The organism is Mesorhizobium sp. M0772 (assembly GCF_040320135.1).
In the GTDB taxonomy this organism is placed as follows: Bacteria; Pseudomonadota; Alphaproteobacteria; order Rhizobiales; family Rhizobiaceae; genus Mesorhizobium.
On the sequence record NZ_JAMYPB010000022.1, the window covers coordinates 18,350 to 43,012 of the forward strand.

The 24,663-nt window shown below is 63.6% G+C and carries 23 protein-coding genes and 2 pseudogenes; 9 read left to right on the forward strand and 16 right to left on the reverse strand.

The window, feature by feature from the left end:
* Window positions 1-54: 54 nt before the first annotated feature.
* The 3 genes from NKI06_RS16470 to NKI06_RS16480 all read right to left on the reverse strand — a co-directional run bounded on the left by NKI06_RS16470 (window position 55) and on the right by NKI06_RS16480 (window position 3,329).
* Entirely contained in the window at window positions 55-447 is a 393-nt protein-coding gene (locus tag NKI06_RS16470) for an AtpZ/AtpI family protein (RefSeq protein ID WP_023668486.1), read from the reverse strand.
* Window positions 448-712: 265 nt separating this feature from the next.
* Window positions 713-1,897, reverse strand: coding sequence for a cell wall hydrolase (locus tag NKI06_RS16475; protein WP_023668487.1), 1,185 nt, complete (start codon window positions 1,895-1,897; stop codon window positions 713-715).
* Window positions 1,898-2,033: 136 nt separating this feature from the next.
* A complete protein-coding gene (locus NKI06_RS16480) occupies window positions 2,034-3,329 on the reverse strand; it encodes an MFS transporter (protein ID WP_352986201.1) in 1,296 nt (431 codons plus the stop codon).
* 117 nt (window positions 3,330-3,446) lie between these two features.
* Here NKI06_RS16480 and NKI06_RS16485 point away from each other — a divergent pair, with 117 nt between their 5' ends.
* Window positions 3,447-4,355 (forward strand): LysR substrate-binding domain-containing protein, encoded by a 909-nt coding sequence (locus NKI06_RS16485; RefSeq protein ID WP_352986203.1) that lies wholly within the window; start codon window positions 3,447-3,449, stop codon window positions 4,353-4,355.
* A gap of 233 nt (window positions 4,356-4,588) precedes the next feature.
* On the opposite strand, the gene der is transcribed toward NKI06_RS16485, so the two are convergent.
* Together der and NKI06_RS16495 are read right to left on the reverse strand one after the other, a co-directional pair.
* The gene (der, locus tag NKI06_RS16490) at window positions 4,589-6,019 is read right to left on the reverse strand and encodes a ribosome biogenesis GTPase Der (protein WP_031356247.1); all 1,431 of its coding nucleotides are present in this window, start codon (window positions 6,017-6,019) and stop codon (window positions 4,589-4,591) included.
* A 76-nt stretch (window positions 6,020-6,095) separates the two neighbouring features.
* On the reverse strand, window positions 6,096-6,758 hold the full coding sequence (locus NKI06_RS16495; RefSeq protein ID WP_023668491.1) for a tetratricopeptide repeat protein: 663 nt from the start codon (window positions 6,756-6,758) through the stop codon (window positions 6,096-6,098).
* A 193-nt stretch (window positions 6,759-6,951) separates the two neighbouring features.
* On the opposite strand from NKI06_RS16495, the pseudogene NKI06_RS16500 reads away from it, so the two are divergent.
* Window positions 6,952-7,953: pseudogene (locus NKI06_RS16500) on the forward strand (polysaccharide deacetylase family protein); the annotation flags it as partial.
* A 36-nt stretch (window positions 7,954-7,989) separates the two neighbouring features.
* Here NKI06_RS16500 and sbmA read toward each other — a convergent pair.
* The 3 genes from sbmA to NKI06_RS16515 all read right to left on the reverse strand — a co-directional run bounded on the left by sbmA (window position 7,990) and on the right by NKI06_RS16515 (window position 11,065).
* A complete protein-coding gene (gene sbmA / locus NKI06_RS16505) occupies window positions 7,990-9,249 on the reverse strand; it encodes a peptide antibiotic transporter SbmA (protein WP_023684385.1) in 1,260 nt (419 codons plus the stop codon).
* A 120-nt stretch (window positions 9,250-9,369) separates the two neighbouring features.
* A complete protein-coding gene (locus tag NKI06_RS16510; protein ID WP_023684386.1) occupies window positions 9,370-10,527 on the reverse strand; it encodes a YbfB/YjiJ family MFS transporter in 1,158 nt (385 codons plus the stop codon).
* 334 nt (window positions 10,528-10,861) lie between these two features.
* Window positions 10,862-11,065, reverse strand: a complete 204-nt coding sequence (locus NKI06_RS16515) for a hypothetical protein (RefSeq protein WP_023684387.1) — start codon at window positions 11,063-11,065, stop codon at window positions 10,862-10,864.
* A 94-nt stretch (window positions 11,066-11,159) separates the two neighbouring features.
* Between NKI06_RS16515 and NKI06_RS16520 the strand changes: the two genes are divergently transcribed.
* The 3 genes and pseudogenes from NKI06_RS16520 (at window position 11,160) to NKI06_RS16530 (ending at window position 13,789) form a co-directional block, all read left to right on the forward strand.
* Window positions 11,160-12,074: a LysR substrate-binding domain-containing protein gene (locus tag NKI06_RS16520; RefSeq protein ID WP_023752591.1), complete on the forward strand. Its 915-nt coding sequence runs from the start codon at window positions 11,160-11,162 to the stop codon at window positions 12,072-12,074.
* Window positions 12,075-12,159: 85 nt separating this feature from the next.
* Window positions 12,160-13,417 (forward strand): annotated as a pseudogene (locus NKI06_RS16525) (aminopeptidase).
* Between the two features lie 15 nt (window positions 13,418-13,432).
* Entirely contained in the window at window positions 13,433-13,789 is a 357-nt protein-coding gene (locus NKI06_RS16530) for a DUF488 domain-containing protein (RefSeq protein WP_352986208.1), read from the forward strand.
* 223 nt (window positions 13,790-14,012) lie between these two features.
* Here the strand turns inward: NKI06_RS16530 and NKI06_RS16535 are convergent, their stop codons facing one another.
* A complete protein-coding gene (locus NKI06_RS16535) occupies window positions 14,013-14,360 on the reverse strand; it encodes an ArsC family reductase (RefSeq protein ID WP_023687095.1) in 348 nt (115 codons plus the stop codon).
* Between the two features lie 165 nt (window positions 14,361-14,525).
* Between NKI06_RS16535 and NKI06_RS16540 the strand changes: the two genes are divergently transcribed.
* Both NKI06_RS16540 and NKI06_RS16545 read left to right on the forward strand, forming a co-directional pair.
* On the forward strand, window positions 14,526-14,882 hold the full coding sequence (locus tag NKI06_RS16540) for an ArsR/SmtB family transcription factor (protein ID WP_023687094.1): 357 nt from the start codon (window positions 14,526-14,528) through the stop codon (window positions 14,880-14,882).
* A complete protein-coding gene (locus NKI06_RS16545; protein ID WP_023668501.1) occupies window positions 14,879-15,358 on the forward strand; it encodes an SRPBCC family protein in 480 nt (159 codons plus the stop codon). The genes NKI06_RS16540 and NKI06_RS16545 overlap by 4 nt, the downstream gene beginning before the upstream one ends.
* Before the next feature lie 89 nt (window positions 15,359-15,447).
* On the opposite strand, the gene NKI06_RS16550 is transcribed toward NKI06_RS16545, so the two are convergent.
* Window positions 15,448-15,801 (reverse strand): nuclear transport factor 2 family protein, encoded by a 354-nt coding sequence (locus tag NKI06_RS16550; protein WP_023668502.1) that lies wholly within the window; start codon window positions 15,799-15,801, stop codon window positions 15,448-15,450.
* Between the two features lie 186 nt (window positions 15,802-15,987).
* On the opposite strand from NKI06_RS16550, the gene NKI06_RS16555 reads away from it, so the two are divergent.
* The gene (locus NKI06_RS16555; RefSeq protein WP_352986210.1) at window positions 15,988-16,692 is read left to right on the forward strand and encodes an SOS response-associated peptidase; all 705 of its coding nucleotides are present in this window, start codon (window positions 15,988-15,990) and stop codon (window positions 16,690-16,692) included.
* A 440-nt stretch (window positions 16,693-17,132) separates the two neighbouring features.
* Here the strand turns inward: NKI06_RS16555 and NKI06_RS16560 are convergent, their stop codons facing one another.
* The 6 genes from NKI06_RS16560 to NKI06_RS16585 form a co-directional block, all read right to left on the reverse strand.
* Entirely contained in the window at window positions 17,133-18,218 is a 1,086-nt protein-coding gene (locus tag NKI06_RS16560; protein ID WP_023687090.1) for an ABC transporter ATP-binding protein, read from the reverse strand.
* Window positions 18,208-18,816 carry a cupin domain-containing protein gene (locus NKI06_RS16565; RefSeq protein ID WP_352986213.1) on the reverse strand — a complete coding sequence of 203 codons (609 nt, stop codon included), beginning with the start codon at window positions 18,814-18,816 and terminating at the stop codon, window positions 18,208-18,210. The genes NKI06_RS16560 and NKI06_RS16565 overlap by 11 nt, the downstream gene beginning before the upstream one ends.
* Window positions 18,817-19,028: 212 nt before the next feature.
* Complete coding sequence (locus tag NKI06_RS16570) at window positions 19,029-20,135, reverse strand: ABC transporter substrate-binding protein (protein WP_023668506.1); 1,107 nt, start codon at window positions 20,133-20,135, stop codon at window positions 19,029-19,031.
* 25 nt (window positions 20,136-20,160) lie between these two features.
* Window positions 20,161-20,988: an ABC transporter permease gene (locus tag NKI06_RS16575; protein ID WP_502898668.1), complete on the reverse strand. Its 828-nt coding sequence runs from the start codon at window positions 20,986-20,988 to the stop codon at window positions 20,161-20,163.
* A complete protein-coding gene (locus tag NKI06_RS16580; RefSeq protein WP_023745520.1) occupies window positions 20,985-21,866 on the reverse strand; it encodes an ABC transporter permease in 882 nt (293 codons plus the stop codon). The genes NKI06_RS16575 and NKI06_RS16580 overlap by 4 nt, the downstream gene beginning before the upstream one ends.
* Window positions 21,867-21,962: 96 nt before the next feature.
* Window positions 21,963-23,240, reverse strand: coding sequence for an NAD(P)/FAD-dependent oxidoreductase (locus tag NKI06_RS16585; RefSeq protein WP_352986215.1), 1,278 nt, complete (start codon window positions 23,238-23,240; stop codon window positions 21,963-21,965).
* 176 nt (window positions 23,241-23,416) lie between these two features.
* Here NKI06_RS16585 and NKI06_RS16590 point away from each other — a divergent pair, with 176 nt between their 5' ends.
* The gene (locus NKI06_RS16590; protein ID WP_023668510.1) at window positions 23,417-24,574 is read left to right on the forward strand and encodes a fumarylacetoacetate hydrolase family protein; all 1,158 of its coding nucleotides are present in this window, start codon (window positions 23,417-23,419) and stop codon (window positions 24,572-24,574) included.
* Window positions 24,575-24,663 lie beyond the last annotated feature (89 nt).

Sequence of the window (24,663 nt, forward strand, 5' to 3'; positions counted from 1 at the left end):
TCAAAACCGCGAGCGGCCTTAAGTGTCCTTGTGCGCCATTGGCGGCGCGCCATTTCATTCTTTCGGATCGTGCGACTTCTCGCTTTTTCCGAATTCCGCCACAACACCTGACGAACGCAGGACATTGAGCACGCCGGCGCCAAAGCCCAGCAACAAGCCGACGACCAGACCCCATGGCGAGGTTCCCGCCACGCGATCCAGAAACCAGCCAAGGCCCACACCCACCACTATCCCGGCGATGAACTCGCTGGACAGCTTGAGCGCCTGGCCATATCCGGCCGTCGCCTTCGCGCCGTCATTCCCCTCGAGCTGATCCGGCCGTCTTGTCGCAAGCGATGCTCCAAGCTCACGCCGGCGGCGTTCGAGATCTTCGTCGCGGATGTCGGCCTCGTGCTTGCTGCCGCGGCCGGTTTCTCCGGTTCCGTCTGGCCCGTTCTTGTCGGCCATCGTAACCCCCCTGCCCGGTCAGACCGTCACCGTCCGTCCGCTTCTAAAGTCGCCGGCAACATAGTTAGAGGGTTTGCGCCCGTCAAGCCACCGGCGGGACTTCAAAGCCATGTATTTTTTCTATTGGAATCAGTCACTTGGCGAGGTGCGACATCGTGCCCGGCACTATGGGGTCGGCACATGCCCCGAATCCGTCCGGCGACCGCTGTCCGATTTCGGCTTCCGGGCCTTTTGCCGTCCGTTTGGGACGGGCAAGCCGAAGGGCTCAGCTCCAGCCGCCGCCATACGTGCGGTAGAAGATATGCAGGCCGATCTTGGTCATCTTCTGCATCGTGCGCGCCCAGCCCGGATGGACATAGTTGGCGTAGTAATGGGTCGATGAGCCGACTTCGGGAATGAAGATCTTGCCGGCGGTGACCGCCATCGCGACGTCCTGCGCGGTCTTGTAGTGGGCGGGGCTCTCGATGCGCTTCTTGCGGCCGTCGCAGGCGAAGGAGAACTGGCAGCGGTTCAGCCAGTTGTCGTTCTGGTAGACGACGCCGCAAATCGAGTTCGGATAGGCCGGATTGCGGACTCGGTTCAGAATGACCTGCGCGACGGCGGCCTGGCCGCGCACGGATTCGCCGCGCGCCTCGAAATAGATGCCGTTGGCAAGGCAGGCCTGCTCCTTCGTGGAGAAGACGCTGGCCGGCAGCGGGTTCTGGATCCACGAGTGGTCACCCTTGGCCATCGGCGGAATGAAGCGCCCGCTGCTCGGCTCCTCGTCCTGCAGCAGCGCCTCGAAGGGTGAGGCCTTGGCGTAATCGGGTTCGGCCTGGGCATAGGCGGTGGCCAGCACGTCCGGTCTGTCATTGTTGACCAACGCGGCAAGCATGGCCGGCACGCCGGGATCGGGCTTCTTGTCCACATTGGTATGGAAGGCCTGGGCGATCTGGATTTCCTTGCCCTTGATGCCGGGCTTGGCGAAGGCGAGCTTCAGGCCGCTGTCCATGCTCGGCCGCAGCAGCGAGGACGTGCGCTGAAAGATCGAGCCGGCATTGAAGTTCTTCGGCGGCGCCACCGGCGAGACCTGGATGATGCGGCCCTTCTTGTCGGCGCGCATGATGCGGTCCTCGTCGGGCGTGATGCCGGCGACATTGCCCTTGCCGCGAAACGAGACCTTGCCGACGCCGGGCAGGCGCACGCCCGAGCCCGAGAGCGAACCGGTGGTGACGGAATCGATGAAAGGCATTTCGGCGGCATGAACCGAGCCGGCGACGGAGCGCTCGACATAAGAGTTCCAGCGGGTGCCCGAAGCTTCGAGGCCGGAAATCAAGCTGCCCATGTCCTGGTAGGCGACGACGGTTGGAAAGCCGATCCAGATGCCGAGCCCGATGACCAATGGCGATACGAAGGAACGTTTTTTCTCACCGGCGGCGGCGGCCAGCCGCTTCAGGACACGTCGATGCACGGGGAACTCTCCAGAAACGCAACTGAGCCACTGGAGAGCCAAAGTGAAGCATTAACCTTGATGCAGGGTTAACGCGGTCGATCGTGTTGTTCCGAAGCGGCCCGAAATGGGACGCCGTTTGCCGGCCGGCAACCCGTCAGTTCGGCCGCAGGAAAATTGGCCATGCAATCATGGCGCAGAGCGCGCCCACCAGCCAGACGCCAGGCCACGACCAGACAAGCAGCAAAGCCGGAATGGCGGTCGGCACCACGAAGAAGGCGATGAAGACGAAGCTGTTGGCAAGACCGAGCGCGGTTCCGGCGCGGCTGGCACCGGCAAGCGTGGCGAGTTCGGTGTAGGCCACGCCATGCCAGGCGGAGACCGAAATGCCGGCGACGACCAGCAGCACGGCAATCGCCGGGATCAACGCGGCATGGGCGTCTGGCGTGGCTCCTGCCGCCAGGACCAGCAGGCCGACGGCCGCGAAGCCAAACGCGCTCGTCACGCTGCAGAGCCGCAGGAATGAGCGGCGGTTGCCGTTGCGGTCGGTGTAGCGGCCGCTCCAGACGCGCATCACCATCGCGCCGGTCTGCACTGCGGCAAGGCTGGCGCTGATCGTGAGCGTGGCCATGCCGGCGAAATCGTGCAGGAAGACGGAGGCGAAGGTGAGCACCGCCACTTGCGGAAAGCAGAGCAGGCCGATGGCGGTGGCGATGCGCCAGACCTCGACATTGCGCAGCGGCGCCGGACCGCCCGACTTTGCCATGGCCATGCTGCCGGCATTGTCCAGTTCCGGCGGCTGGTGCAGCCACCGCCAGGCAAACAGCGCAGAGACGGCGTTCATGGCGGCCAGCAGCCCGAAGACCGCCGCGAAACCATGCTCCGATGCCAGCGACGGCAGGACCAGCGCGCCGAGCCCGCCGCCGAGCGGCACCGCGGTCTGCCTGATGCTCATGGCAAAGCCACGTTCGCCTTCGTGGAACCAGGCCATGATGGCGCGGCCGCTGGAACCGTTGACGCTGCCGCCGAGCAGGCCGGTGACCAGAAGGCACGCGGCCAGCATTGCGACGCCAGGCACATAGGTCGCCGACGGCACGATGAACAACGCCATCAAGGCGAGCCACGCCGCGGTCGCGCCAAGGCCGGTCAACAGCACGCCGCGATCTCCCCACCGGTCGGTGAGCAGGCCCCAGGGCAGTTCGCTCAAGGCAACGCCCAGTCCGAGAAGGCCGAGGACCAGGCCGAGATTGCCATTGCTCAAGTGATAGCCCGACCGCAGAAACACCGCCGCCGCCGGTATGCCGGCGAAGGTGGCGGAGAAACTGGCATTGGCGGCAACGCCGATGCCAAGCACCTTCCAGCGATGATTGGCGCGAAATCGTTCAGCCTTCGACGTGACGGCGGCGGCTCGGCCAACCCGGCCTGGCTCACAATTTGCGTTGGCAATCGACATGGCGGGACTCCTGTTGATGCCCTTTCAGGACCTTGACGCCTCGCCTTTACCGCCATAACTTCATCCCGAATATCGGGAAGTTTTTGACAATTGTTCCCGAAAAACAGGATCGTTGTGATGCGCCGCGTAACCTTCGACCTCGATGTCCTCCGAAGCTTCGTCACCGGCATGGAACTCGGCAGCTTCGCCAAGGCCGCCGACCGGCTTGGACGCTCGACCTCGGCGGTGAGCGCGCAACTGAAGAAGCTGGAGGACCAGGCGGCGACGCCGATCTTCCGCAAGTCGGGCCGCGGACTGGCGTTGACCGAAGCCGGCGAAACCATGCTCGGCTATGCCAGGCGGCTGCTCGAGTTGAACGACGAGGCGGCCTCGGCCATCCACGACGTGGAACTGGAAGGCTGGGTCAGGCTCGGCCTGCAGGAGGATTTCGGCGAGGCGGTGCTGCCGGAGGTGCTCGGACGCTTCGCCCGCGCGCATCCCAAGGTCAAGATCGAGGCGCGGATCGGGCGCAGCTATGAACTCGCCGAGCGGATCACATCAGGCAATCTCGACATTGCGCTGGCCTGGGACAGCGGCCAGGCGCTGCCTTACAGCCGGCATGTCGGCGACGCGCAATTGCGCTGGATCGGGCCGGCAAAGCTGATCGAGACCAGGCTGCGCGAGGCCGAGGCACTGCCGCTGGTGGCGCTGGAAGCGCCATGCCTGCTGCGCACAGTGACGACGGAAACGCTCGACCGCGCCGGCCTGTCATGGCGGATGGCCTTCTCCAGCCCCAGCCTTGGCGGCATCTGGGCGGCGGTCGCCGCCGGCCTCGGCCTGACCATCCGCACGGATATCGGCCTGCCGGCCAATGTCAGGACGATGGCACCGCAAACGCTGGGCTTACCCGCGCTGCCAACCATGGCGCTGGTGATGCACCAGAAAGACGCCGAACTGGACCCGGTGGCGACGCGGCTGGCGGATATTTTGTGGCAGGCGGCGGTGGCGGCGCTGCCGCAGGACGAGCGGTTGAGAGAGGTCGCTTAGACGGAAGCGGCTGTCCAGCGTAGCGTTCCGTCACACCCCCCTCTGTCCTGCCGGACATCTCCCCCGCAAGGGGGGAGATTGGATCTCGCGAATGCTTTCGCCAATTTTCAACGTTGCAAGAGAGGCTCCAAAGACGAAACGACTGATCTCCCCCCTTGCGGGGGAGATGCCCGGCAGGGCAGAGGGGGGTGCTGTCCCGCCAATCTTGCGGAGAATTCCGCAACCGTCATCGCTCACTTGCGCTTGTTCGCTCTCCCCGCGAACGGGTTGTCCGAAGTCCGCAGCGCTATCCTGATCGGCACGCCGGGCATGTCGAAGGCTTCGCGCAGGCTGTTGGAGAGGTAGCGGACATAGGATTGCGGCATCGCGTCGGGCCGCGAGCATTGGACGACGAAACCCGGCGGCCGGGTCTTGGCCTGGGTGACATATTTGACCTTGAGCCGGCGGCCGGCGACGGCGGGCGGCGGGTGATGCGCCAGAATGCTTTCCAGCCAACGGTTGAGCTTGCCGGTGGAAACGCGGCTGTTCCACACCTTGTGCGTCTTGATGACGGCATCCATCAGCTTGTCGAGGCTGCGCCCGGTCTCGGCCGAAACCGTCACCGCCTGGATGCCGCGCACTTGCGGCAAAAGCCGTGTGGTCTTTTCGCGCAATTCGGCCAGCAGTTCCTGCGGATTGTCGATCAGGTCCCATTTGTTGAAGGCGATGACCGGCGCCCTGCCCTCGCGGATGATCAGGTCGGCGATCTGCAGGTCCTGCTTTTCGAACGGGATGGTGGCGTCGAGCACGATGATGACGATCTCGGCAAAGCGGATGGCGCGCAGACCGTCCTGCACCGACATCACTTCCAGCTTTTCGTGGATCCTGGCCTTGCGGCGCATGCCGGCAGTGTCGAACAGTTTTAGGCGACGGCCATGCCAGTCCCAGTCGACCGAGATGGAATCTCGGGTGATGCCGGCTTCCGGGCCGGTCAAAAGCCGCTCCTCGCCGATCAGCGCGTTGATCAGCGTCGACTTGCCGGCATTGGGACGGCCGACGACGGCAATGCGCATCGGCTTGGTGTCGTCATAGGCGGGTTCGGCGTCGGGATCGGTGATGTCCTCGCCGATCAGCACCTCGCTGGCGGCGACGTCCTCGGACTCGTCTTCTTCCTCGCCGAAGGCGCGGTCTTTGCCCAGCGCCTCGATCACCGCGTCGCGCAGATCGGGCATGCCCTGGCCATGCTCGGCCGAGACTGGGATCGGCTCGCCCAAGCCCAGTTCCCAGGCTTCCAGCATGCCGCCCTGGGCGCCCTTGGCCTCGGCCTTGTTGGCGACCAGCACGACCGGCTTGCCGGACTTGCGCACGATCTCGGCGAAGGTGCGATCATCGGGCAGCAGGCCGGACTTGGCGTCGATGGTGAAGAAGATCAGGTCGGCTTCGCGGATGGCGATCTCGGTCTGCGCGCGCATGCGGCCAGGCAGCGTCGAGGCGGCGGCATCCTCGAAGCCGGCGGTATCGATGACATCGAAATGCAAATCGTAGAGTTTTGCCGCGTGGACGCGACGGTCGCGGGTGACGCCAGGCGTGTCGTCGACAAGCGCCAGTTTCCTTCCGACCAGCCGGTTGAAAAGCGTCGATTTTCCGACGTTGGGACGGCCGATAATGGCGACTTTGAATGTCATCCGGCCACCCATATCATCGCCCGAACCGCAGCGCACCCTTGGGTCAGTCCCGAGGGCAGGCTTTGGGCGATGCGTATCATGACGCGCCCGAGCCGCGGATCAGTTCGGACATCAGCGTCGCCCGCTGGCGCGCATTGCGCGGGGCGCCGTCATCGGCGGCGATCTGGTCGAACAGTTTCAGCGCATCCTGGGTCTTGCCTTCTTTCCAGGCGGCAAGGCCGAGCGCTTCGCGCGCCGTGTGGCGTAGCGTGTTGTTGTCGGCGGTCAGCGCCTCGACGCGGCTGGAAACGTCGGCGAAGGAGCCGTGATCGACGAGCAGCAGGGCGGCCCGCAGGCGCGCCATGTCGCGAATGCCCTGGGGAATGGCGGTGTCGGCGGCGACGCCATCGAAATCCGCGACGGCAGCGGCAAAGTCGCCCTTGTCGGCCTTGACGGTTGCCGCGCGCATGCGGGCGAGCAGCGGATAGGCGCCGTAGCCGTCCTTTTCCAGCTGTTCGAGGGCGGTCAGCGACTCGTCGCTCTTGCCGTCATTGGCAAGCTTCAGCGCCTGCGAAAACGCATCGCCCGAGCGGTTGGCGCGGGTCTCGTCCCAATAGCGGTAGCCGACGAAGGCAGCGGTGCCGAGCACCACCAGGACGGCGAGGACAAGGATCGCCGGGCCGAAACGATCCCAAAGCACCTGCGCCTTTTCGCGACGGATCTCGTCGTTGACTTCGCGGATAAAACTGTCGTCGGACATCAATCAAAACCATTGCTGCCCCAACAGGGGCGCTTCTTGAGCCCGCGTTTTAGCGAAATTTCGCGGGCATGGAAGGGGCTCGGCAGGAAAATCGGCTAATCGCCGGGCGCATAGCTCCCGACATTGATCGCACCCACGCCACATTTTGCCGATAGCCGGCTTGGACTGCCTCCAGATCAAGCCCAGATTGCCGATGCCACGTTTGTCCCGCGTTGTTGCGTTTTCCTCAGCCGTGCTTGCCATGGCGGGCACTGCTTTCGCCGACCCGCCGGCGCCGCCTGCCCCGGCAAAGCCGAAGCAAATCGTCATCATCTCGTTCGACAGCGCCCGGGAGATCTCGCAATGGCAGCGCAGCCGGGCACTGGCCAAGCGCACCGGCGCGCATTTCACCTACTTTCTGTCCTGCGTGTTCCTGTTGTCGCAGCAGACGCGCGCCGAATACACCGCGCCGGGCAAGTCCGCGGGCAAATCCAACATCGGTTTTGCCGCCTCGAAACAGGAAGTAGCCGATCGGCTCGACCAGATCGGGCTTGCCGCGGCGGAGGGCCACGACATCGCCAGCCATGGCTGCGGCCACTTCGACGGCAAGGACTGGAGCAAGGCCGACTGGCTGAAGGAATTCGCCTCGTTCGGGCACATTCTGGAGAACGCCTATGCGATCAACGGCATTGCGCCCGAGCCGGCAGGCTGGCGCGCTATCGCCCATGCCGTTGTCGGCTTTCGCGCACCCTACCTCTCGACCGGCAAAGGGCTCTACGAGGCCCTGGGTGAAGCCGGCTACCACTATGACGCCAGCGGCGTTTCGAATGGCCCGGTCGAGCCGCCGACCGGCGGCGGCCTGACCCGCTTTTCGCTGCCACAGATCCCGGAAGGCCCGAATTCAAGGCCGGTGATCGCCATGGACTACAATCTCTATGTCCGGCATTCCGGCGGCTTCGAGCGGCCGAGCCAGGCAGCCGAGTTCAGCGATCGGACCTACCAGGCCTTCCGCGCCGCCTTCGACAAGCAATATCAGGGCAAGCGCATCCCGCTGGTGCTGAGCTTCCACTTCACCCTGATGAATGACGGCGCCTATTGGAATGCGCTTGAGCGCTTTGCCGACGAGACCTGCGTCAAAGCCAATGTCGAGTGCATCAGCTTCCGCGATTATGTGCAGAGGCAGCGGGGCGGCGACAGACGGGGGGGGGGGGGCGGCGGAGCCGCCCACTTCGTTCAATCGTCAAAGCTCGGTTTACGCCGGATCTTCGGCGCTCTGCCGCTCAAGGTAACGTTGATCGATGGGCGGCAGCGGCTCGCCTTGCAGTGTCGCTTCGAAGGCGCGCAAGCGTTTGTGAACCGACTGGAGTTCAACGATGGTCGACCAGGAATTGATCAAAAACTGGAGCGATCCCGTCACTCGCCCGAAGGCGTTGGATATCTGGCTGAGCGATCCAAAGGTTATCTTGTGCGCGATAAAGGACGGGGCGAGAATAATAAAGGAGAATATATTATCTGCCTGAAGAAAGGTGTAACGCACGACGTTGAAGTAGATGTAATGAAAATATAGGCGGAAATAGTTCTTCCGCACATTATCGAACAGTTCCGTCGTTGTTTCCGGCTGAGCACGGTCCTCGTGGTCCTCGCCATAGACGAGTTCCTTGCGATAGGCTGCCTCGACGCGCTGGTTGCGAAATTGCAAGCCCGGGAGTTTGACGCCGGCAAGCATTACGGCGAGCGTCCCAAAAAGGCACCAGCCGATCGCCGCTACGACAAGCGGCTGGGGTACAGCGCCGATGATTGGCAATTCGGTAATATGCTGTTGCAGAGCGACCATGACCGGCAGGAAGGCGATGAGCGTCATGATGGACTGGACGAAGGTCGCTCCTAGATCTTCCATGATCTGGGAGAAACGCATCGTATCTTCCTGGATACGCTGTGACGCGCCCTCGATGTGGCGAAGCCGTCCCCAATTGGCCATGAAATGGCCGTTCATCGCCATGCGCCAACGGAAGACCCAGTGGCTGACAATGAAGGCATTGACGACCGATACATTCATGCCGATCAACGCCAGCCAGACAAAGCTGGATTGTCCAGCATAAAATTCGCCGACAGTGGATTCAATCTTTCCTGACATCAGCCCTTGGACGTAGTCGAAGAATGGCCCGTACCAGGCGTTGACCGCGACGCTGATCTGCACATTGAAATAGATGAGGAACAGGATGATCGCGGTGACCAGGATCGACCAATTTTGCCATGGATGCGGCGAATACCAAGCCCAGAACGCGTAGAAGGCGGCCACGAAAAACGCGAAATAGACATAAAACCACAGAAATGGGAGCGACCAGAACACAGAGATGTCGCCGATGGCCGGCGCGTCGGCCGCCGCAGGCGGCAAGCCGATGTTTGCGCCCAGCTGCTGGCCGCCGAAGAACCAAAACAGGATGCCGAAAAGGCTCCAGACGGCGGCCGAGGTGAAAAACAGCTTCGGCTGCGGGAAGAAGGATACGAACACTGTGGCGAATTCCTCGGTCGGTGCGCAAATCAGCGGGGTTGCTGGTTAGGGGCATAAAGTCACACATTAGGTGGAAAGCAAATGCCCGTGCCCGATGCCCGGCATCGAGCAAGACCACAATCATGGCGATTTTGGCGCGGCCGACCAGGTGATGCCTGCCGAGACCAGCAAGACCGCAGCAGCGACGATCGAAGCGAGGAAGAAGTTGCCCGAGGCTTGCGCCAGCAGGCCGGCGACGACAGGGCCGACGATCTGGCCGATGCCGAAGGAAGCGGTCATCAGCGCAAAAATCCGGCGCGGCGCCTGCGGGACAAGCAGCCTTGCCGTCTGCAGGCCCAGTGCTGTGACGGCGATGAAGGTGCCGCCGAGCAGGACGCCCGCCAACAGCGGCCCGGCGGTGCCGCCGATGGCGACGCTGGCGGTGACGCCGACCACCTCGACCAGGCAGCCCACGGCATAGGCCGCGTAAAGCCCGATCCGTGCCGCTACCTTCTGCCACAGCCGGACCGAGGGAAAGCCGGCAAGGCCGGTGACCATCCAGACGCTTGCCTCGAAGACGCGGCCGCCGCCGCCCTGGCGCACGATGGCGACCAGGAAGGTCGCCGTCACCACATAGCCAAAGCCGAACAGGCCGTAGGCAACGATGACTTTCATCAGCGACCGGTCCCTCGGCAGTGCCGGTTCGCGGTCGGCCACGCCGCTGGCAGGTGCGGTGCCGCCGGCGAGCAAGGCGACGAGCGCAAGGCCGCCGGCGGAAATCGCTGCCGACCACAGCCAGCCCGAAGCCCAGCCGGCATGTTCGGTGACCAGAACCGCCATCAGCGCTGAGGATGCCGCGATGCCGAGGCCGACGCCGCCGAAATGCAGCGCCTGCAGGTCGCTTCTGTTGGCGGCTGCCAGGTGACCGAAGACGATGGAGGCCATGAACACCATGACGAAGGCGCTGGCGAGACCGGCAAGGAAACGGATGAGGATGAAGGCCGTCATCGTTTCGGTCAGTCCCATTAGGGCGGCGAGCGCAGCACTGGCGGCAAGGCCGCCAAACATCAGCAGCCGCTCGCGCCCATGCGCCCAGCCGCCGGCCGCCGCAAGCGCGCCGACGAGGTAGCCGAGGTAGTTGGCCGACGCGATCCAGCCGGCATCGGCCGGCGACAGATGCAGTTCTTCCATCATTCCGGGCAGGATCGGCGTGTAGACGAAACGGCCAATGCCCATGGCGACGGCCATGGCGATCATGCCGGCGAGAGCAAGGCGCGAGGGTGATGGCGCGGCGTTCATTGCAGCGCACAATAAGGGTGCGGACCGATCAGACCAATCCACTTGCGTTGGGCCAGACTTGGCGGCGGCGACAGTGGCCGTTGGCGTGACTGTGCCGAGGCGCGAGGGCCACTTGGCGTCGCGCCGCCCCGCCTGCCGGCACCTTCTCCCCATATAGTGACGGGGAGAAGGGGGTTAACCGTGTGCCTCGGCGCCCTTGCCTGCAGGGCTGGTGATTGGCGAAACCTTCGGCGCCGGCAACCTTTCTCCCTTACGGGGAGAAATGCCCGGCAGGCCAATGAGCGGCAGCGCTGGCGCCGACAGTATCGCCTTCCCAGTTACCGCGTCCGCGATTTCAGCGGCAGCCTGCTTGCGCCGTCTCGTATGCAGTGCGGCGCGCCGTCAGGCGAAACGGCATGTCGCCGAGTTCGCGCTCCGACATGGTGTCGAGCACGGGATGCGACAGCGGATCGGTCACCCAATTGAGGACATCCCCGTCATGGCGCCGCCGCGTGTAGCCGGCGGCAAAGACTTTGAGCAATGATACGATCGTCACCATCCTCGCCTCCTCGGTCTGACTGTCCCGCTAGAATCTGCCCTGTCTCGCCGTCTTTCAATTGAGATTTCGGCCGCGCCGGTTTAGAAAAACTGGAATGGCTATGCTGAACCGCGTCCATCTCAACGGCCTGCGCGCCGTCGAAACCGTCGCCCGCCTCGGCTCGCTGGCGGCCGCTGCCGGCGAGCTCAACGTCTCCGTCAGCGCCGTCAGCCAGCAGATCAACCGCACCGAAAAGCAGCTTGGACAGGCGCTGTTCGAACGAACGGCGAGCGGGCTGGTGCTGACCGAGTTCGGCACGGTTTTTTCCGCCCGGCTGGGCGCCGGTTTTCGCGAGCTGGCGCAGGCGGTGGCGCTGGCCGACGAGGCAAGCCAGTGCACGCTGGTGGTTTCGGTGGCGCCGGCCTTCGCCTCGAAATGGCTGCTGCCGCGATTGTCGCGGCATTTCGACCGCCATCCCAACGTGCTGCTGCGCATCGACGCCTCGGTGCGGCTCGCCGATCTCGAGCGTTCCGACATCGACATCGCCATCCGGCTCGGCGACGGCAAATGGCCGGGCGGCCGGGCGGAACTTTTGTTGGCGCAGGAGGTCTTTCCGGTCTGTGCGCCGGTGATCGCCAAAAAGCTGACGTCGATCGAAGACCTCGCACAGACCTGCGCCATCACCGACGAGCGGGCGATGGTCAACTGGGAGAGCTGGTTCAAGGCCGCCGGAGCCGAGCCGGTCACCTTCCGCAAGGGCGCGCGCTTCACCGACCCGATGCTGTGCCTGGAATCGGCGATCGCCGGCCATGGCGTCATGCTCGGCTGGCAATTGCTGGCCGCCGATGCGCTGGCCGACGGCCGCCTCGTCGCGCCTTTCGGCGTGCGGGCGCAGAGCGGCCTCGGCTACTGGCTGGTGACCTCGGCGACCAAGACCGAAAGCCGCAAGGTGCGCGATTTCAAGATCTGGATCCGCGAGGAAATCGCGGCGACCGTGGCGCAGTTCAGCGCGCTGGAAAGCGCTGCCTAGGGCTGTCCGTCGCGACGGTGCTGGAAAGGACAGCCGCGCCGGCCTATGTTGGAACTCTCACTCCCGGACCAAGGCAGGCAGGATCATGACCACACATTCGCGCGGCGTTTCCGCAACGATCGACCCGGTGAAGCTCGACAGGCTGGCGGAAGTCGCCATCAAGGTCGGGCTGCAATTGCAGCCGGGGCAGGATCTGGTGCTGACCTCGTCGATCGCAGCCCCTGCCGCTGACCAGGCGCATCGTCGAGCACGCTTACAAGGCGGGCGCCGGGCTGGTAACGCCGATCTTCAACGATGACGAGATCACGCTGGCGCGCTTCCGCTACGGGGCGGATGCCGGCTTCGACCGCGCCGCCGGCTGGATGTATGAAGGGATGGCGAAGGCCTTTTCCAACAATGCGGCGCGGCTTGCCGTGCGCGGCGAGGACCCGTCGCTGTTGTCGGCGCAGGACCCGGCGAAAGTGGCGCGCGCCAACAAGGCGAACTCGATGGCCTACCAGCCGGCGCTGGAAAAGATCACCGGCTTCGACATCAACTGGAACATCGTCGCCTACCCGGATCTCGCCTGGGCCAAGCAGGTCTTCCCCGGCGATGCCGACGATGTCGCCGTGGTCAAGCTTGCCGATGCGATCTTTTCGGCATCACGGGTCGATGTGGAAGACCCGATCGCAAACTGGACGGCGCACAATGCAGCGCTGCGCGGCCGCACAAAGTGGCTGAACGAGCACAATTTCCATGATCTGCATTTCAGCGGCCCGGGCACCGACCTCACCGTCGGGCTGGCCGATGGCCATGAATGGATGGGCGGCGCCTCGACTGCCAAGAACGGCGTCACCTGCAATCCGAACATCCCGACCGAGGAGGTCTTCACCACGCCGCATGCACGGCGCGTCTCCGGCCATGTCTCCTCGACCAAGCCGCTGTCCTACCAGGGCACGCTGATCGACGATATCTCGGTGCGTTTCGAAGAGGGCAGGATCGTCGAGGCCAAGGCTTCGGAGGGCGAGGACGTGCTGAAGAAAGTGCTCGACACCGACGAGGGTTCGCGCCGGCTCGGCGAGGTGGCGCTGGTGCCGCATTCCTCGCCGATCTCGGCCAGCGGCCTGCTGTTCTTCAACACGCTGTTCGACGAGAACGCCGCCTGCCACATCGCGCTCGGGCAGTGCTATTCAAAATGCTTCGTCGACGGCGCCTCGCTCAGCCAGGACGAAATCGCCCAGCGCGGCGGCAACAAGAGTTTTATCCACATCGACTGGATGATCGGCTCGGACAAGATCGACATAGACGGCGTGCATAAGGATGGCCGCCGCGTGCCGGTGATGCGCAAGGGCGAGTGGGCGTAAGCTCGCGGAGGGCGGATGGCCTTCGACCTGACGGTCAAGCGAATTTACGAAGCACCCGCGCCCGATGACGGGCAGCGGGTGCTGGTCGATCGCATCTGGCCGCGCGGCGTCAGCAAGGAGGATGCCGCGCTGACGCTGTGGCTGAAGGAGATCGCGCCGAGCGATGAATTGCGGAGGTGGTTCGGACATGAGCCGGCGCGGTGGGCGGAGTTTCAGGTGCGGTATTCGGTCGAGCTGGATGGGAATAGAGAAGCGGTGGCGAAACTGCGTGGCTTGCTCGGCAAGGCCAAGGTGACGCTGCTTTATGGCGCACATGACGAGGCGCATAACAATGCGGTGGCGTTGGCGGGGTATTTGCGCGGGAGCGGTTGAGAGACAGCGAACCGCTGCATACGCCGCAAGCGAAAGCCTTCAGAATTAGCGATCGCCCTCCACGCGTTCGTCATCCTCGGGCCATGCCGTGAACTCAGCTCAGGCTGTAACGGGGACAGAATCTGCACCGTTGCGTCGCTCATAGGTCACGGCATGGATCGCATGGTCTGCGCCGCGTCGCTTCGCACCTTGCTTCGCCATAGGATGACGAAGCGAGGCTACGCTACTTCACCACCCCTTCATAAGCCTCCGGCTTGAACCCCACCAAAATCTCATCCCCGACCTCGAGCACCGGGCGCTTGATCATCGTCGGGTTGGCCAGCATCAGCTTCCTGGCCTTCTTCTCGTCGAGCCCTTGCTTGTGCTTGTCGGGCAGTTCGCGGAAGGTCGTGCTGCCCTTGTTGAGCAGCTTTTCCCAGCCAACCTTGCCGATCCATCCATCCAGTCTGCCCACCTCTATCCCCTCGGCCCGGTAGTCGTGAAAACGGTAAGGCACATCGTGGCCCTCCAGCCAGGTGCGCGCCTTCCTGATCGTGTCGCAGGTGGTGATGCCGTACATGGTGATCGTCAAAACGCACTTCCCTTGGGCTGGTGGTCGAATCCGCCGGACAGCCTAAAACCGCCCTTCCCGCTTTGCCAGCACCCCGGTCACATCAGCCCGTTTTTAGGGCTTGCCAATACTAAGGAATTTTCCTAAGTATCTTTCTATACCCGTCGACGGACCTCAGGATCGCCCATGCCAAGCCTCCACGCCCCAACTACAAGTCTCCCGCCGATCGACGGCATCTTCCGCGCGCTGGCTGACCCGACGCGGCGGCGCGTGGTCGAGCGGTTGAACCGCAGTCCGGCCTCGGTCAGCGAGTTGGCGCAGCCTTTCGAGATGGCGCTGCCTTCCTTCATCGAGCATCTGAAAGTGCTGGAAGGCTGCGGTCTGGTGCGATCGGAAAAAATCGGCCGCACCAGGACCTATCAGCTGGCGCCCGAACCGCTGCAGCTCGCCGAAAACTGGCTGGCCGAACAGCGCACGCTGTGGGAGCGCCGACTCGATCAATTCGACGCCTATGTGATGAGCCTCAAGGAGCAAGAAAAGTGAGCTATCCCTTCAAGCCCGACCCCAGACTGGACCTTGTGCTGGAGCGCAAGCTCGACGCGCCGCGCGAACTCTTGTGGAGCGCGATGACGGTGCCGGAGCATGTCAAGCAATGGTTCACGCCCAAGCCCTGGCTGATCACCGATTGCGAGATCGACCTTCGTCCGGGCGGACTGTTCCGGACGCGCATGCAATCGCCCGACGGCAAGGAGGTCAACGACCGCCATTGCTGCTATCTCGAGATCGTGCCGAACGAGCGGCTGGTGTGGACCGATGCGCTGCTGCCGGGCTATCGGCCCTCCGGCGAGCCCTTCATCACCGCAGTCATTTCGCTTCAGTCGGATGACAAGGGCACGCGCTACACGGCAACGGCCATCCATCGCGACGAGGCTACCCGCAACAATCATGAAGAGATGGGGTTCTTCGACGGCTGGGGCACGGTGGCCGATCAGTTGGCGCAGTATGTGAAGACCATTTGAGCTTTTCCCACTGCGGCCAGGACTTTGTCCCGGCCGCCTGGTTTTTGGGTCGTGCAGCGAAGCGCGCCGGAACCCGACGGCACCCGGGCTCAGTAGTAGAAGCGCTCTTCTGTGATCTTGCCGTTCTTGACCGTGTACAGGCCAACCTCGTCCATGGTGACCCGTTCGCCGGTGGCCTTGGGCGTTATGTCGAACTTGAAGCGCACCGCGAACTGGTCGCCGTTGACATAGGGGCCTTCGACAGAGCCGCCATGGACTTCGTGGTTCGCTTGCCACCATTCGCCCTTTTGCCTGAGAGCTTCCTTGCCACGGGCAATGGCCATCGGCCCCTCCATCGCTTCGAGGCTGACGATATCATCGGCATTGTACTTTTCACCAGCACCCAGGTGATCCCCCTGCTGGAGCATTTCGGTGAAATCCTTGGCAACATCCGCGATGGTCATGTGTGTTCCTCCTGTTCAGACTGGTTTGAAGTAGGGAAGCGCTTGCCGGCCCGCCACCTTTACCCGCACGACAGCTGACAAGGTGTGTCAGGACGATGATATAGCGCGGCTATGTGACGACGATTGCGGCGGCGTCGGACAGCGACTTCGGTTGCAGACAAAAGCCAATTCCGCAATGCTGGGTGCATGTGCAACCTCTACAACATCACGACGACGCAAGAGGCGGTCCGCCAATGGACCCGCACATTGCGCGATATCAGCGGCAACCTCGAACCTTCGCTTGATGTCTATCCCAATCAACTTGGGCTTGTCGTTCGCAACAGGACGGATGGGGAGCGTGAACTGGCGAAACTGCTTTGGGGTTTGCCAACGCCGCCCGAGCGCATGAAAGGTAAGGCCGACTACGGCACCACCAACGTTCGCAATCCGCAATATTCGCACTGGCAGCAATATGTGGGCGTCGAGCACAGATGTGTCGTGCCGGTGACCAGCTTTGCCGAGCCCAGCCCTGCGGCGAACGATAAAGACCCGGAAACAGGAATCCAGCGAAATTACTGGTTTGCCCGTGGCGAGAGCCGGCCGCTGTTCTTCTTCGCTGGTTTCTGGACGTCTTGGCAGGGCGTGCGAAAGGTCAAGGACGGTCCCGGCGACTTCGAGCTATACGCCTTCATGACCACCAAGCCTAATGCTCTCATTGCGCCGATACATGAGAAGGCTATGCCCGTGATCCTCACCACGCCGGAGGAAACCGAGGCTTGGCTGACGGCGCCATGGTCGGAAGCACGGCGTTTGCAGCGGACGGCGCCCAAAGACGCGTTGGTGATCGTTGAGAAGCCAGCCACACAGATCAAGTTCCCACCACAGGCCCCGGCCCAAGGATCTCTGTTTTAGCCCGAAATCGGCTCTCCTCAATCGTCGTCTCGCCAGATTACCCGGCGAACCATGCGGATTTCGACAAGACGTCTGACGCGAATTTTAAGGCGTTCAGCAGCGCTTGGCAGAATGATGCCTGCATCGAGCTCACGACCTTTGCAGCGCTCGCACCGCATGTGCCGCTCCACATCCCAAAAGGGGATATCACCAACCAGCTTTGCGAGATCGCCAGGCAGATAGTGTCGAGTGATGTTGCAGTTCCGACATCGAACACGAATTAGCTGCCCGACTTCATGCGCCAAGCAGAGGGTTTGCACATTTCGGCGCGGTCGGGTGCTTAGTTCGGGCATCCCGCAAAGTAGGAATATGTTCCTTTGCGAGTCAATTCACACTTAATTCCACCTTGGCGATCTTCACAGCAGGTTAAATCCAACCGTCGATGAAGGGATTGGGTTGGATCAGCTTGGCAGCATAGGGCAGTTGGCACCACGGCGCAGGCTGATATGCGCCACGTCGCCGACGCTGAATTGAAAGCCCTCGGCCTGGCGCGGCGCATCGATCACCACCGGCAATCCCTGCCCCAGCTCAGCATGCAGCCGCAGCGTGCGGCCGTGGAAGACGATGGAGTTGACGCGCGCCGGCGCGGTGCCGGCGGCGGCATCGGTGGTGGCCAGCAAGTCCTCGGGGCGAACGCCGATGGTGCGCTCAGTGCCTTCGCCGGGCGTGTCGCCGGTTTCGGATGTTGCCTCCAGCGAGAGCCCGCCGGCGGCAAAGCGCAGGCGGTCGCCATCGCGACCGATGAAGCGCGATTGCAGCAGGTTCATCGTGCCGATGAAGCTCGCGACGAATTTCGTCGCGGGCCGGTCGTAGAGCGTGGCCGGCGGCGCGATCTGTTCGATGCGGCCCTTGTTCATGACGACGATGCGGTCGGAGATCGACAGCGCTTCGGTCTGGTCGTGGGTGACCATGACGAAGGTGGTGCCGAGCCGCGACTGCAGCCGCTTCAGTTCGACCTGCATCTGTTCGCGCAGATGCGCATCGAGCGCCGACAGCGGTTCATCGAGCAGCAGAACGCGCGGCTCGCAGACTATGGCGCGGGCGAGCGCGACGCGCTGGCGCTGGCCACCCGACAGTTCGGAAACGCGGGCGCCGAGCTTGTCGGCGAGGCCGACCATGTCGAGGGCTTCGCGGACGCGCTTTGCCTGCTCGGCGCCGGACAGTTTGCGCAGCGACAGGCCGAAGCCGACATTCTCGGCGACGTTCATATGCGGGAACAGCGCATAATCCTGGAACACGGTGTTGACGGGACGGTCGAACGGCCTGAGCGCGGTGATGTCGCGACCATCGAGCAGCACCTTGCCGCTCGACGGGCTCTCGAAACCGGCAATGACGCGCAGGCTGGTGGTCTTGCCGCAGCCCGAGGGCCCGAGCAGGGTGATGAACTCGCCGCTGATAATGTCGAGATCGACGGCGTCGAGCCCGACAATGCCGCCGGGGAAAACCTTCGAGACCGTGTCCAGGCGTACCAGCGCATCAGGCGCCATCGCGAACCTCGGACGGCTTGGTGGTGTTGACCCAGAGGATCCGGCAAGGCTCGGTGCCGGGATTGCGGAAGGCGTGCAGAAGCGTGCTCTTGAAGGCAAAGGAGTCGCCGCTCTTCAGCACGTATTTTGTCGAGTCCACCACCAGTTCGACCTCGCCCGACAGAACATAGCCGAACTCGTGACCGATATGCGCGTAGGCTTCCGCCGTGCCGCCATCGGCTTCCACGGTCACCAAGAGGCCGGTCAGCGCCGCGCCCGGCGGCGACAGCAGCGCCTTGGCGATGCCTTCCGACTTGACCGGGAGCTGCCGCCTTTTGTCGGCGCGCACGCAATAGAGATCGTTGGCGGCTTCGTTGCCGTCGGTGATCAGCGCCGAAGGCTCGATGTCGAGCGCGGCCGCAAGCGGCCAGATCACCTTGACGCGCAGCGAAGACAGGCCGCGCTCGATCTGGCTCAGCGCACCGATGGAGACGCCGGCTTTTGCTGCCAGCTCGGCCAGCGACAAATTGCGCTCCAGCCGCAGCGCCCGCACGCGCCGGCCGACGCGGATGTCGGCGTCGGCCTTTGGTTTCTCGGTTGCGTCGTCAAGCATGTCCATGCGTGGGTCCTTGTAACTGTCCTATTGGCGCGGCGCAGCGCCGAAGAGCTCCCCCTTCTCCCCTTGTGGGAGAAGGTGTCGCCGAAGGTGACGGATGAGGGGTGTTCCAGCGGAGTGAGACGTTGGCGTTCCCTGGACCACCCCTCATCCGTCTCGGCGCTCCGCGCCGATCCACCTTCTCCCACAAGGGGAGAAGGTGAGGTCTGCGCTGCTCACCCCCCGGCCTTCACTTTCTCGAACATCTTCGCCACATCGTCGTTCTGCTTCATCGGGCCGGTGAAGATGGTGGTCTTCAGCATCACCTCCGGGTCCGCCGGCAATTGCAGCTTGTCCAGTTCGTCCTTCGCCACGCCGGCGAAGGCGGTGCTGAGCGAGCTGCCATAGCCGTAGGCCTGGATCAGGTACTTACCCGAGTCGGCGTCGAGCCGGCTGTTGATGAAGTCATAGGCGAGGTCGACGTTTTTGGCGTCCTTGAGCATGACGAAGCCGCAGGCCCAGGTCAGCATGCCCTCCTTCGGCTTCATGAACTCGACCGGCACGCCCTGCTTCTTCAGCGAGGTTGCCGACGCGTTCCAGGTCATGGCGGCGACCAGCTGGCCGCTGGCCAGCGCCTGTTCGACCGAGGTCATGTCGGTGGTGTAGTTGGAGAGGAGGGGACGCTGCTCGCGCAACTTTTCCGCCACCTTGTCCATCTGCTCGGGCGTCATGTCGAAGGGGTTTACGCCGGCCAGAAGTGCGGCAACGATCGGGGTGTCATGCACGGCATCGATGGTCGCCATGCGGCCGGCATATTGCTTGTCCCACAGAAGGTTCCAGCTCGCTTCCGGGTTCTTCACCAGATCGGTGCGGTAGAGGATCGAGGTGTTGCCCCAATCCCACGGCACCATCCAGACCTTGCCGTCGCCGGCCTGGATGTCGGGCAGGTTCTTGAACACCGGGAAGATCGAATCCCAGTTCTTGATGCGCTTGGTATCGATCGGCTGCAGCAGGCCTTCCTTGTTCCAGCGCGCCACCTTGTCGTAGCAGGGATGGGCGATATCGGGGCGGAAGCCGGCCTTGACCTTGGTGAAGGCATCGTCGTCGTCGCCGAAGATCGAGGCCTCGACGCCATCGGGATGGGCCGTCAGGAAGCTCTTGTTGAAGTCGGGCAGTTCATAGCCGGACCAGGTGAAATATTGCAGCTTGTCGGCGGCGAAGGCGACAGTCGACGACAGGACGATTGCAAGCGCGGCAAGCCCGGTGCGGGCTGTCTTTGCAGTGATCGATTTCGGGCCAGTGATCGATTTCAGCCCAGTAATTGATTTCGGGTCGAATGCCATTTCGGTTCTCCTCTTTTGTTATGGTTCAGGCTGGACTGGTGGGCGCCGTCCGACGGGCTGTGCTCAGCCCGCGATGGCGCAGGATTTCGGCGATGCCGGCGATGATGACGGACACAGCAAGGATAGCTGTCCCCAGCGCCATCACGGTCGGCAGCGAGCGAGGAAAACGCAGTTGGCTCCAGATGTAGAGCGGCAGCGTCGGCTCGGTGCCGGCGAGGAAGAAGACGACGATGAACTCGTCGAAGGAAATCAGAAAGGCCAGCATGAAGGCCGAGACGATGGCCGGCAGCGAGAGCGGCAACATCACCCGCCGGAAGGTCGTCCAGTCGGAAGCGCCGAGATCGAGTGCGGCCTCGCGAATGGTTTTCGGAATTGCGGCAAACCGGCCGCGCATGATCACCACGGTGGTCGGCAGCGCCACCAGCATGTGGCCGAGAACGATGGCGATGCGCGACGGGCCGAGGCCGATGAGATTGACGAGGATCAGCAACGATATGCCGACGATGACGCCGGGGATCAGGATCGGCAGCCTGGAGATGGCGCTGATGGTGGCGGCGAGCGGCGAACGACCGTAGAGGTCCATATAGGAGACGGTGATGCCGCAGAGCGTGGCGCCGGCGGCGGCCACGACGCCAATGACGAGACTGTTCAAAAGCGCGTCGGACAGCGCCGGATTGCCATAGAGCGTGGCATACCATTCGAGCGTGAAGCCCTGCAGCGGAAACGCGGCCTGGATGGAGTTGTTGAAGGAAAACAGCGGGATCAACAGCACCGGCAGATAGAGGAAGACGAGATAGGCAAGCACATAGACGCCGAGCCAGCCGCGGCCATCATCTCTCCGCGCCGCGCTCATGTGCGGCTGCCGAATTTGCGGTCGGCGCCGCGTGCGACCAGCACCACGCAGAGGATGACCAGCATCACGCAGACTGAAAGTGCCGCCCCGAACGGCCAGTCATTGGCCTTGCCGAACTGCGACTGGATCAATGTGCCGATCATGGTGCTGGCGGGACCGCCGACCATGGCCGGGGTGACATAGTCGCCGACCGTCGGCACAAAGACGACGAGGGCGGCCGCCAGAACGCCCGGCATCGAATTGGGCAAGACGACGCGGCGAAACGCCGTGAACGGTCTGGCGCCGAGATCGGAGGCGGCTTCGAGCAGTGATTTCGGGATGGTGTCCAGCGCCACATAGATCGGCAGGATGGCGAAGGGCGCATAGGCATGCGCCAGCGTGACGACCACCGCCGCCGGCGTGTTGAGGAAGGCCAGCGTCGGTTCCGACCAGATGCCGCTTTCGATCAGCGCCGAGTTCAACACGCCATTGTAGGCGAGCACGATCTTCCAGGCGAAGACGCGCAGGAGATAGCTGGTCCAGAACGGCAGCGTCACCAGGAACAGCAGCAGGCCACGGCGGCGGGCGGCATGGAAGGCGAGATAGTAGGCGACGGGATAGGCGGTGACGACGGTCGCCAGCGTCACCAGGCCGGCGATCACCAGCGAGCGCAGCGTCACCGTCCAGTAGAGCGGATCGGAGACCACGGTGATGAAGTTGCCTGCCGTGAAGCCGGCGCCGAGCAGCGAACCGTCATTGCCGCGAAGTGAGAGGAAGAGCACAAGGCCAAGGGCAAACAGGATCAGGAACAAGGTGACCAGCCCGCCCGGCAGCAACATGGCGAAGCGGAAGCCTCGGGACGACCCTGCCGGCGCTTCTGTTGCAACGATGCTCGACATCGGACTGCTCAACGGAAATATGAAATCGGCTTAGCTTTTTTCATATTTGTGAAACTGTCAAGCTGAATCCACGAGGCCTAGGCGACCGGCGCCCAATCAGCGCTCGAAGGCGTCGAGCATCCGGTACCAGGCGATGGTCGCGGCGACGCCGACCTGGCGGAAGGCGTGGAACGGGATCGGCCGGACCGGCGACAGCGGGAACGGCAATTGTTTGACATCGCCGCCTGCGAGGTAGCCCGCCATGCGTTTTCCCAGCGCGGTCATCAGGCCGACGCCCCTGCCCTGGCAACCAACCACGGCGAGCAGGCCCTTTTCCGGCTCATGGATGTGCGGCAGGTGATCCGGTGTCATCGCCACGCGGCCGAACCAGCGCTTCTCGATGACGACATCGGAGAGCGCCGGATAAAGCCGCACCAGCGCGCGCTGCAGATGCGCCCAGTCGGCCTCGCTCCTCGGCCGCGCCATGCGGCCGCGGCCGCCAAGCGCCAGCTGGGCGGCGGTTGGTTTGGGGTAGTAGCCGTGACTGCGCCTGGAGTAGGCCACCGCCTGCCCGTCCGGGAGGGTCGTCGCCGCAAGGTTGGATGACAGCGGCGCGGTGGCGACCTGGAAGGAATGCAGCGGCACGATCGTTTCGGCGAGGCCCGGAAGCAGTCCATCGGTATAGGCGTTCGTCGCCAGGACAACCACTTTCGCCCGCACCTCGGCGCCGTTTTCGCTTGAAACATGCCAAAGGCCGGCCTCCTTGCGGAGTTTCACCACCTTCTGCCGCTCGGCAATGCTGGCGCCGGCGGCGGCAGCGATGCGCGCCAGTTCCACTGTATAGGCGAGCGGATCGATGATGCCGGCGCGGCGGTCGAGCCAGCCGCCGAGATAGCCTTGCGCGCCGGTCTTATCGGCGATCTCGCTTTCATTCAGAAGCCGGACATCGGCGCCACGCGCCCGCCATTGAAGATCCCTGTTCGCCGCCGCTTTCAATGCGGTTTCGGTATGCGCGGCCTGGATCCAGCCCTTGCGCGTGAACGGCACCGCCAGCTTTTCGTCGCGGATGAGATCGAACACCGTATCCGCCGCCGAGGCGGCGAAATCGACCAGCGCCCGGCCACGCTCGGGGCCGAAATGCTCGAGCAGCCATTCGGGATCATATTTCAGGCCGGGAATGACCTGGCCGCCATTGAGGCCCGAGGCGCCCTGGCCGATCTCGCCGGCCTCCAGCACCTGTACACCGAGACCGAGCCGGGCTGCGTGCAAGGCGGTCGACAGGCCCATGAAGCCGCCGCCGACGATGGCAACGTCGACCGGCGCAGTGACGAGCAACTGGAAGGCGGATGCGGTCTGCGGCTTCTGCCAGATCGGAACGGAAAACGGTGTGGGCAAGGCTTCACCTGGAGTATGCGGAAAATGAAAATTCTAGTGCCAGTTTCATTTTTTTGAAAGAGCGGGCCTCATGTCAGAACCGACAATTGCCTGCGCCACGGGATAGACCTTTGGCGTGAATCCGGTGAAAGTGCCGCGGCCCAGCTGCCATCTCGATCATCAAAGGACCGTAAGCCATGACGAACCCAACGCAGCTTCCCGCCGACGGGCTCTTCATCGGCCGAGCCAGGGCAAGCGATGCCTCGCATCCTCTGGTGGTCACCGTGCGCGACGGGATCGTTTTCGACGTCACCTCGACCACCGCACCCACAGTGCGCGACATCTGCGAGATGGCCGATCCGGCCGGACACGTGCGCTCTGCCAAGGGCGAACCGATCGGCTCGCTCGACGCGATCGCCGCCAACAGTTTTCAGGCCACCCGCGATCCGGCAAAACCCTATCTGCTCTCGCCTGTCGACCTGCAGGCGGTGAAGGCGTCGGGCGTGACCTTCGTGGTCAGCCTGCTCGAACGCGTCATCGAGGAGCAGGCGCGCGGTTCGGCGGAAAAGGCCGACGCCATCCGCGCCGACATTGCCGGGCTGATCGGCCACGATCTATCGAAGCTGAAGCCCGGCTCACCCGAAGCGATGGAGATCAAGGCCAAGCTCATCCAGCGCGGCGCCTGGTCGCAATATCTGGAAGTCGGCATCGGCCCCGACGCCGAGATCTTTACCAAATGCCAGCCGATGGCGTCCGTCGGCTTCGGCGCCGATGTCGGGCTGCATCCTGTCTCCACCTGGAACAACCCCGAGCCGGAGATCGCCATGATCGCCGCCAGCACCGGCAAGATCGTCGGCGCGACCATCGGCAACGACGTCAATCTGCGCGACGTCGAGGGACGCTCGGCGCTGCTGCTCGGCAAGGCCAAGGACAACAATGCCTCGGCCTCGCTTGGGCCCTTCATCCGGTTGTTCGACGCAAGCTTTTCCATCGACGATGTCAAGCGCGCCACGGTGCGGCTGAAGGTCGAGGGCGAGGACGGGTTTTCGCTGGAGGGCGCGAGCTCGATGGCCGAGATCAGCCGTTCGCCCGAAGAGCTGGTCGCGGCCGCCATGGGGCCGCACCACCAGTATCCCGACGGCTTGGCGCTTTATCTCGGCACCATGTTCGTGCCGTCGAAGGATCGCGGCGAGAAGGGCAAGGGATTCACCCACAAGATCGGCGACATCGTCACCATCTCGTCGGAGAAATTCGGCGCGCTGGTGAACCGCGTGCTTCTGTCGCCCGATTGCCCGCACTGGACCTACGGCGCCAGCCATCTCATGCGGGACCTCGCCAAGGCCGACCTGATCTGATTTCGGAGCAGCGGGACGAACGGATAGCCGATAAACGTTCGCATCCGGTCCCTGTAAGCCGTTTGTTAGCGGAATCCGGGTGACTGTAT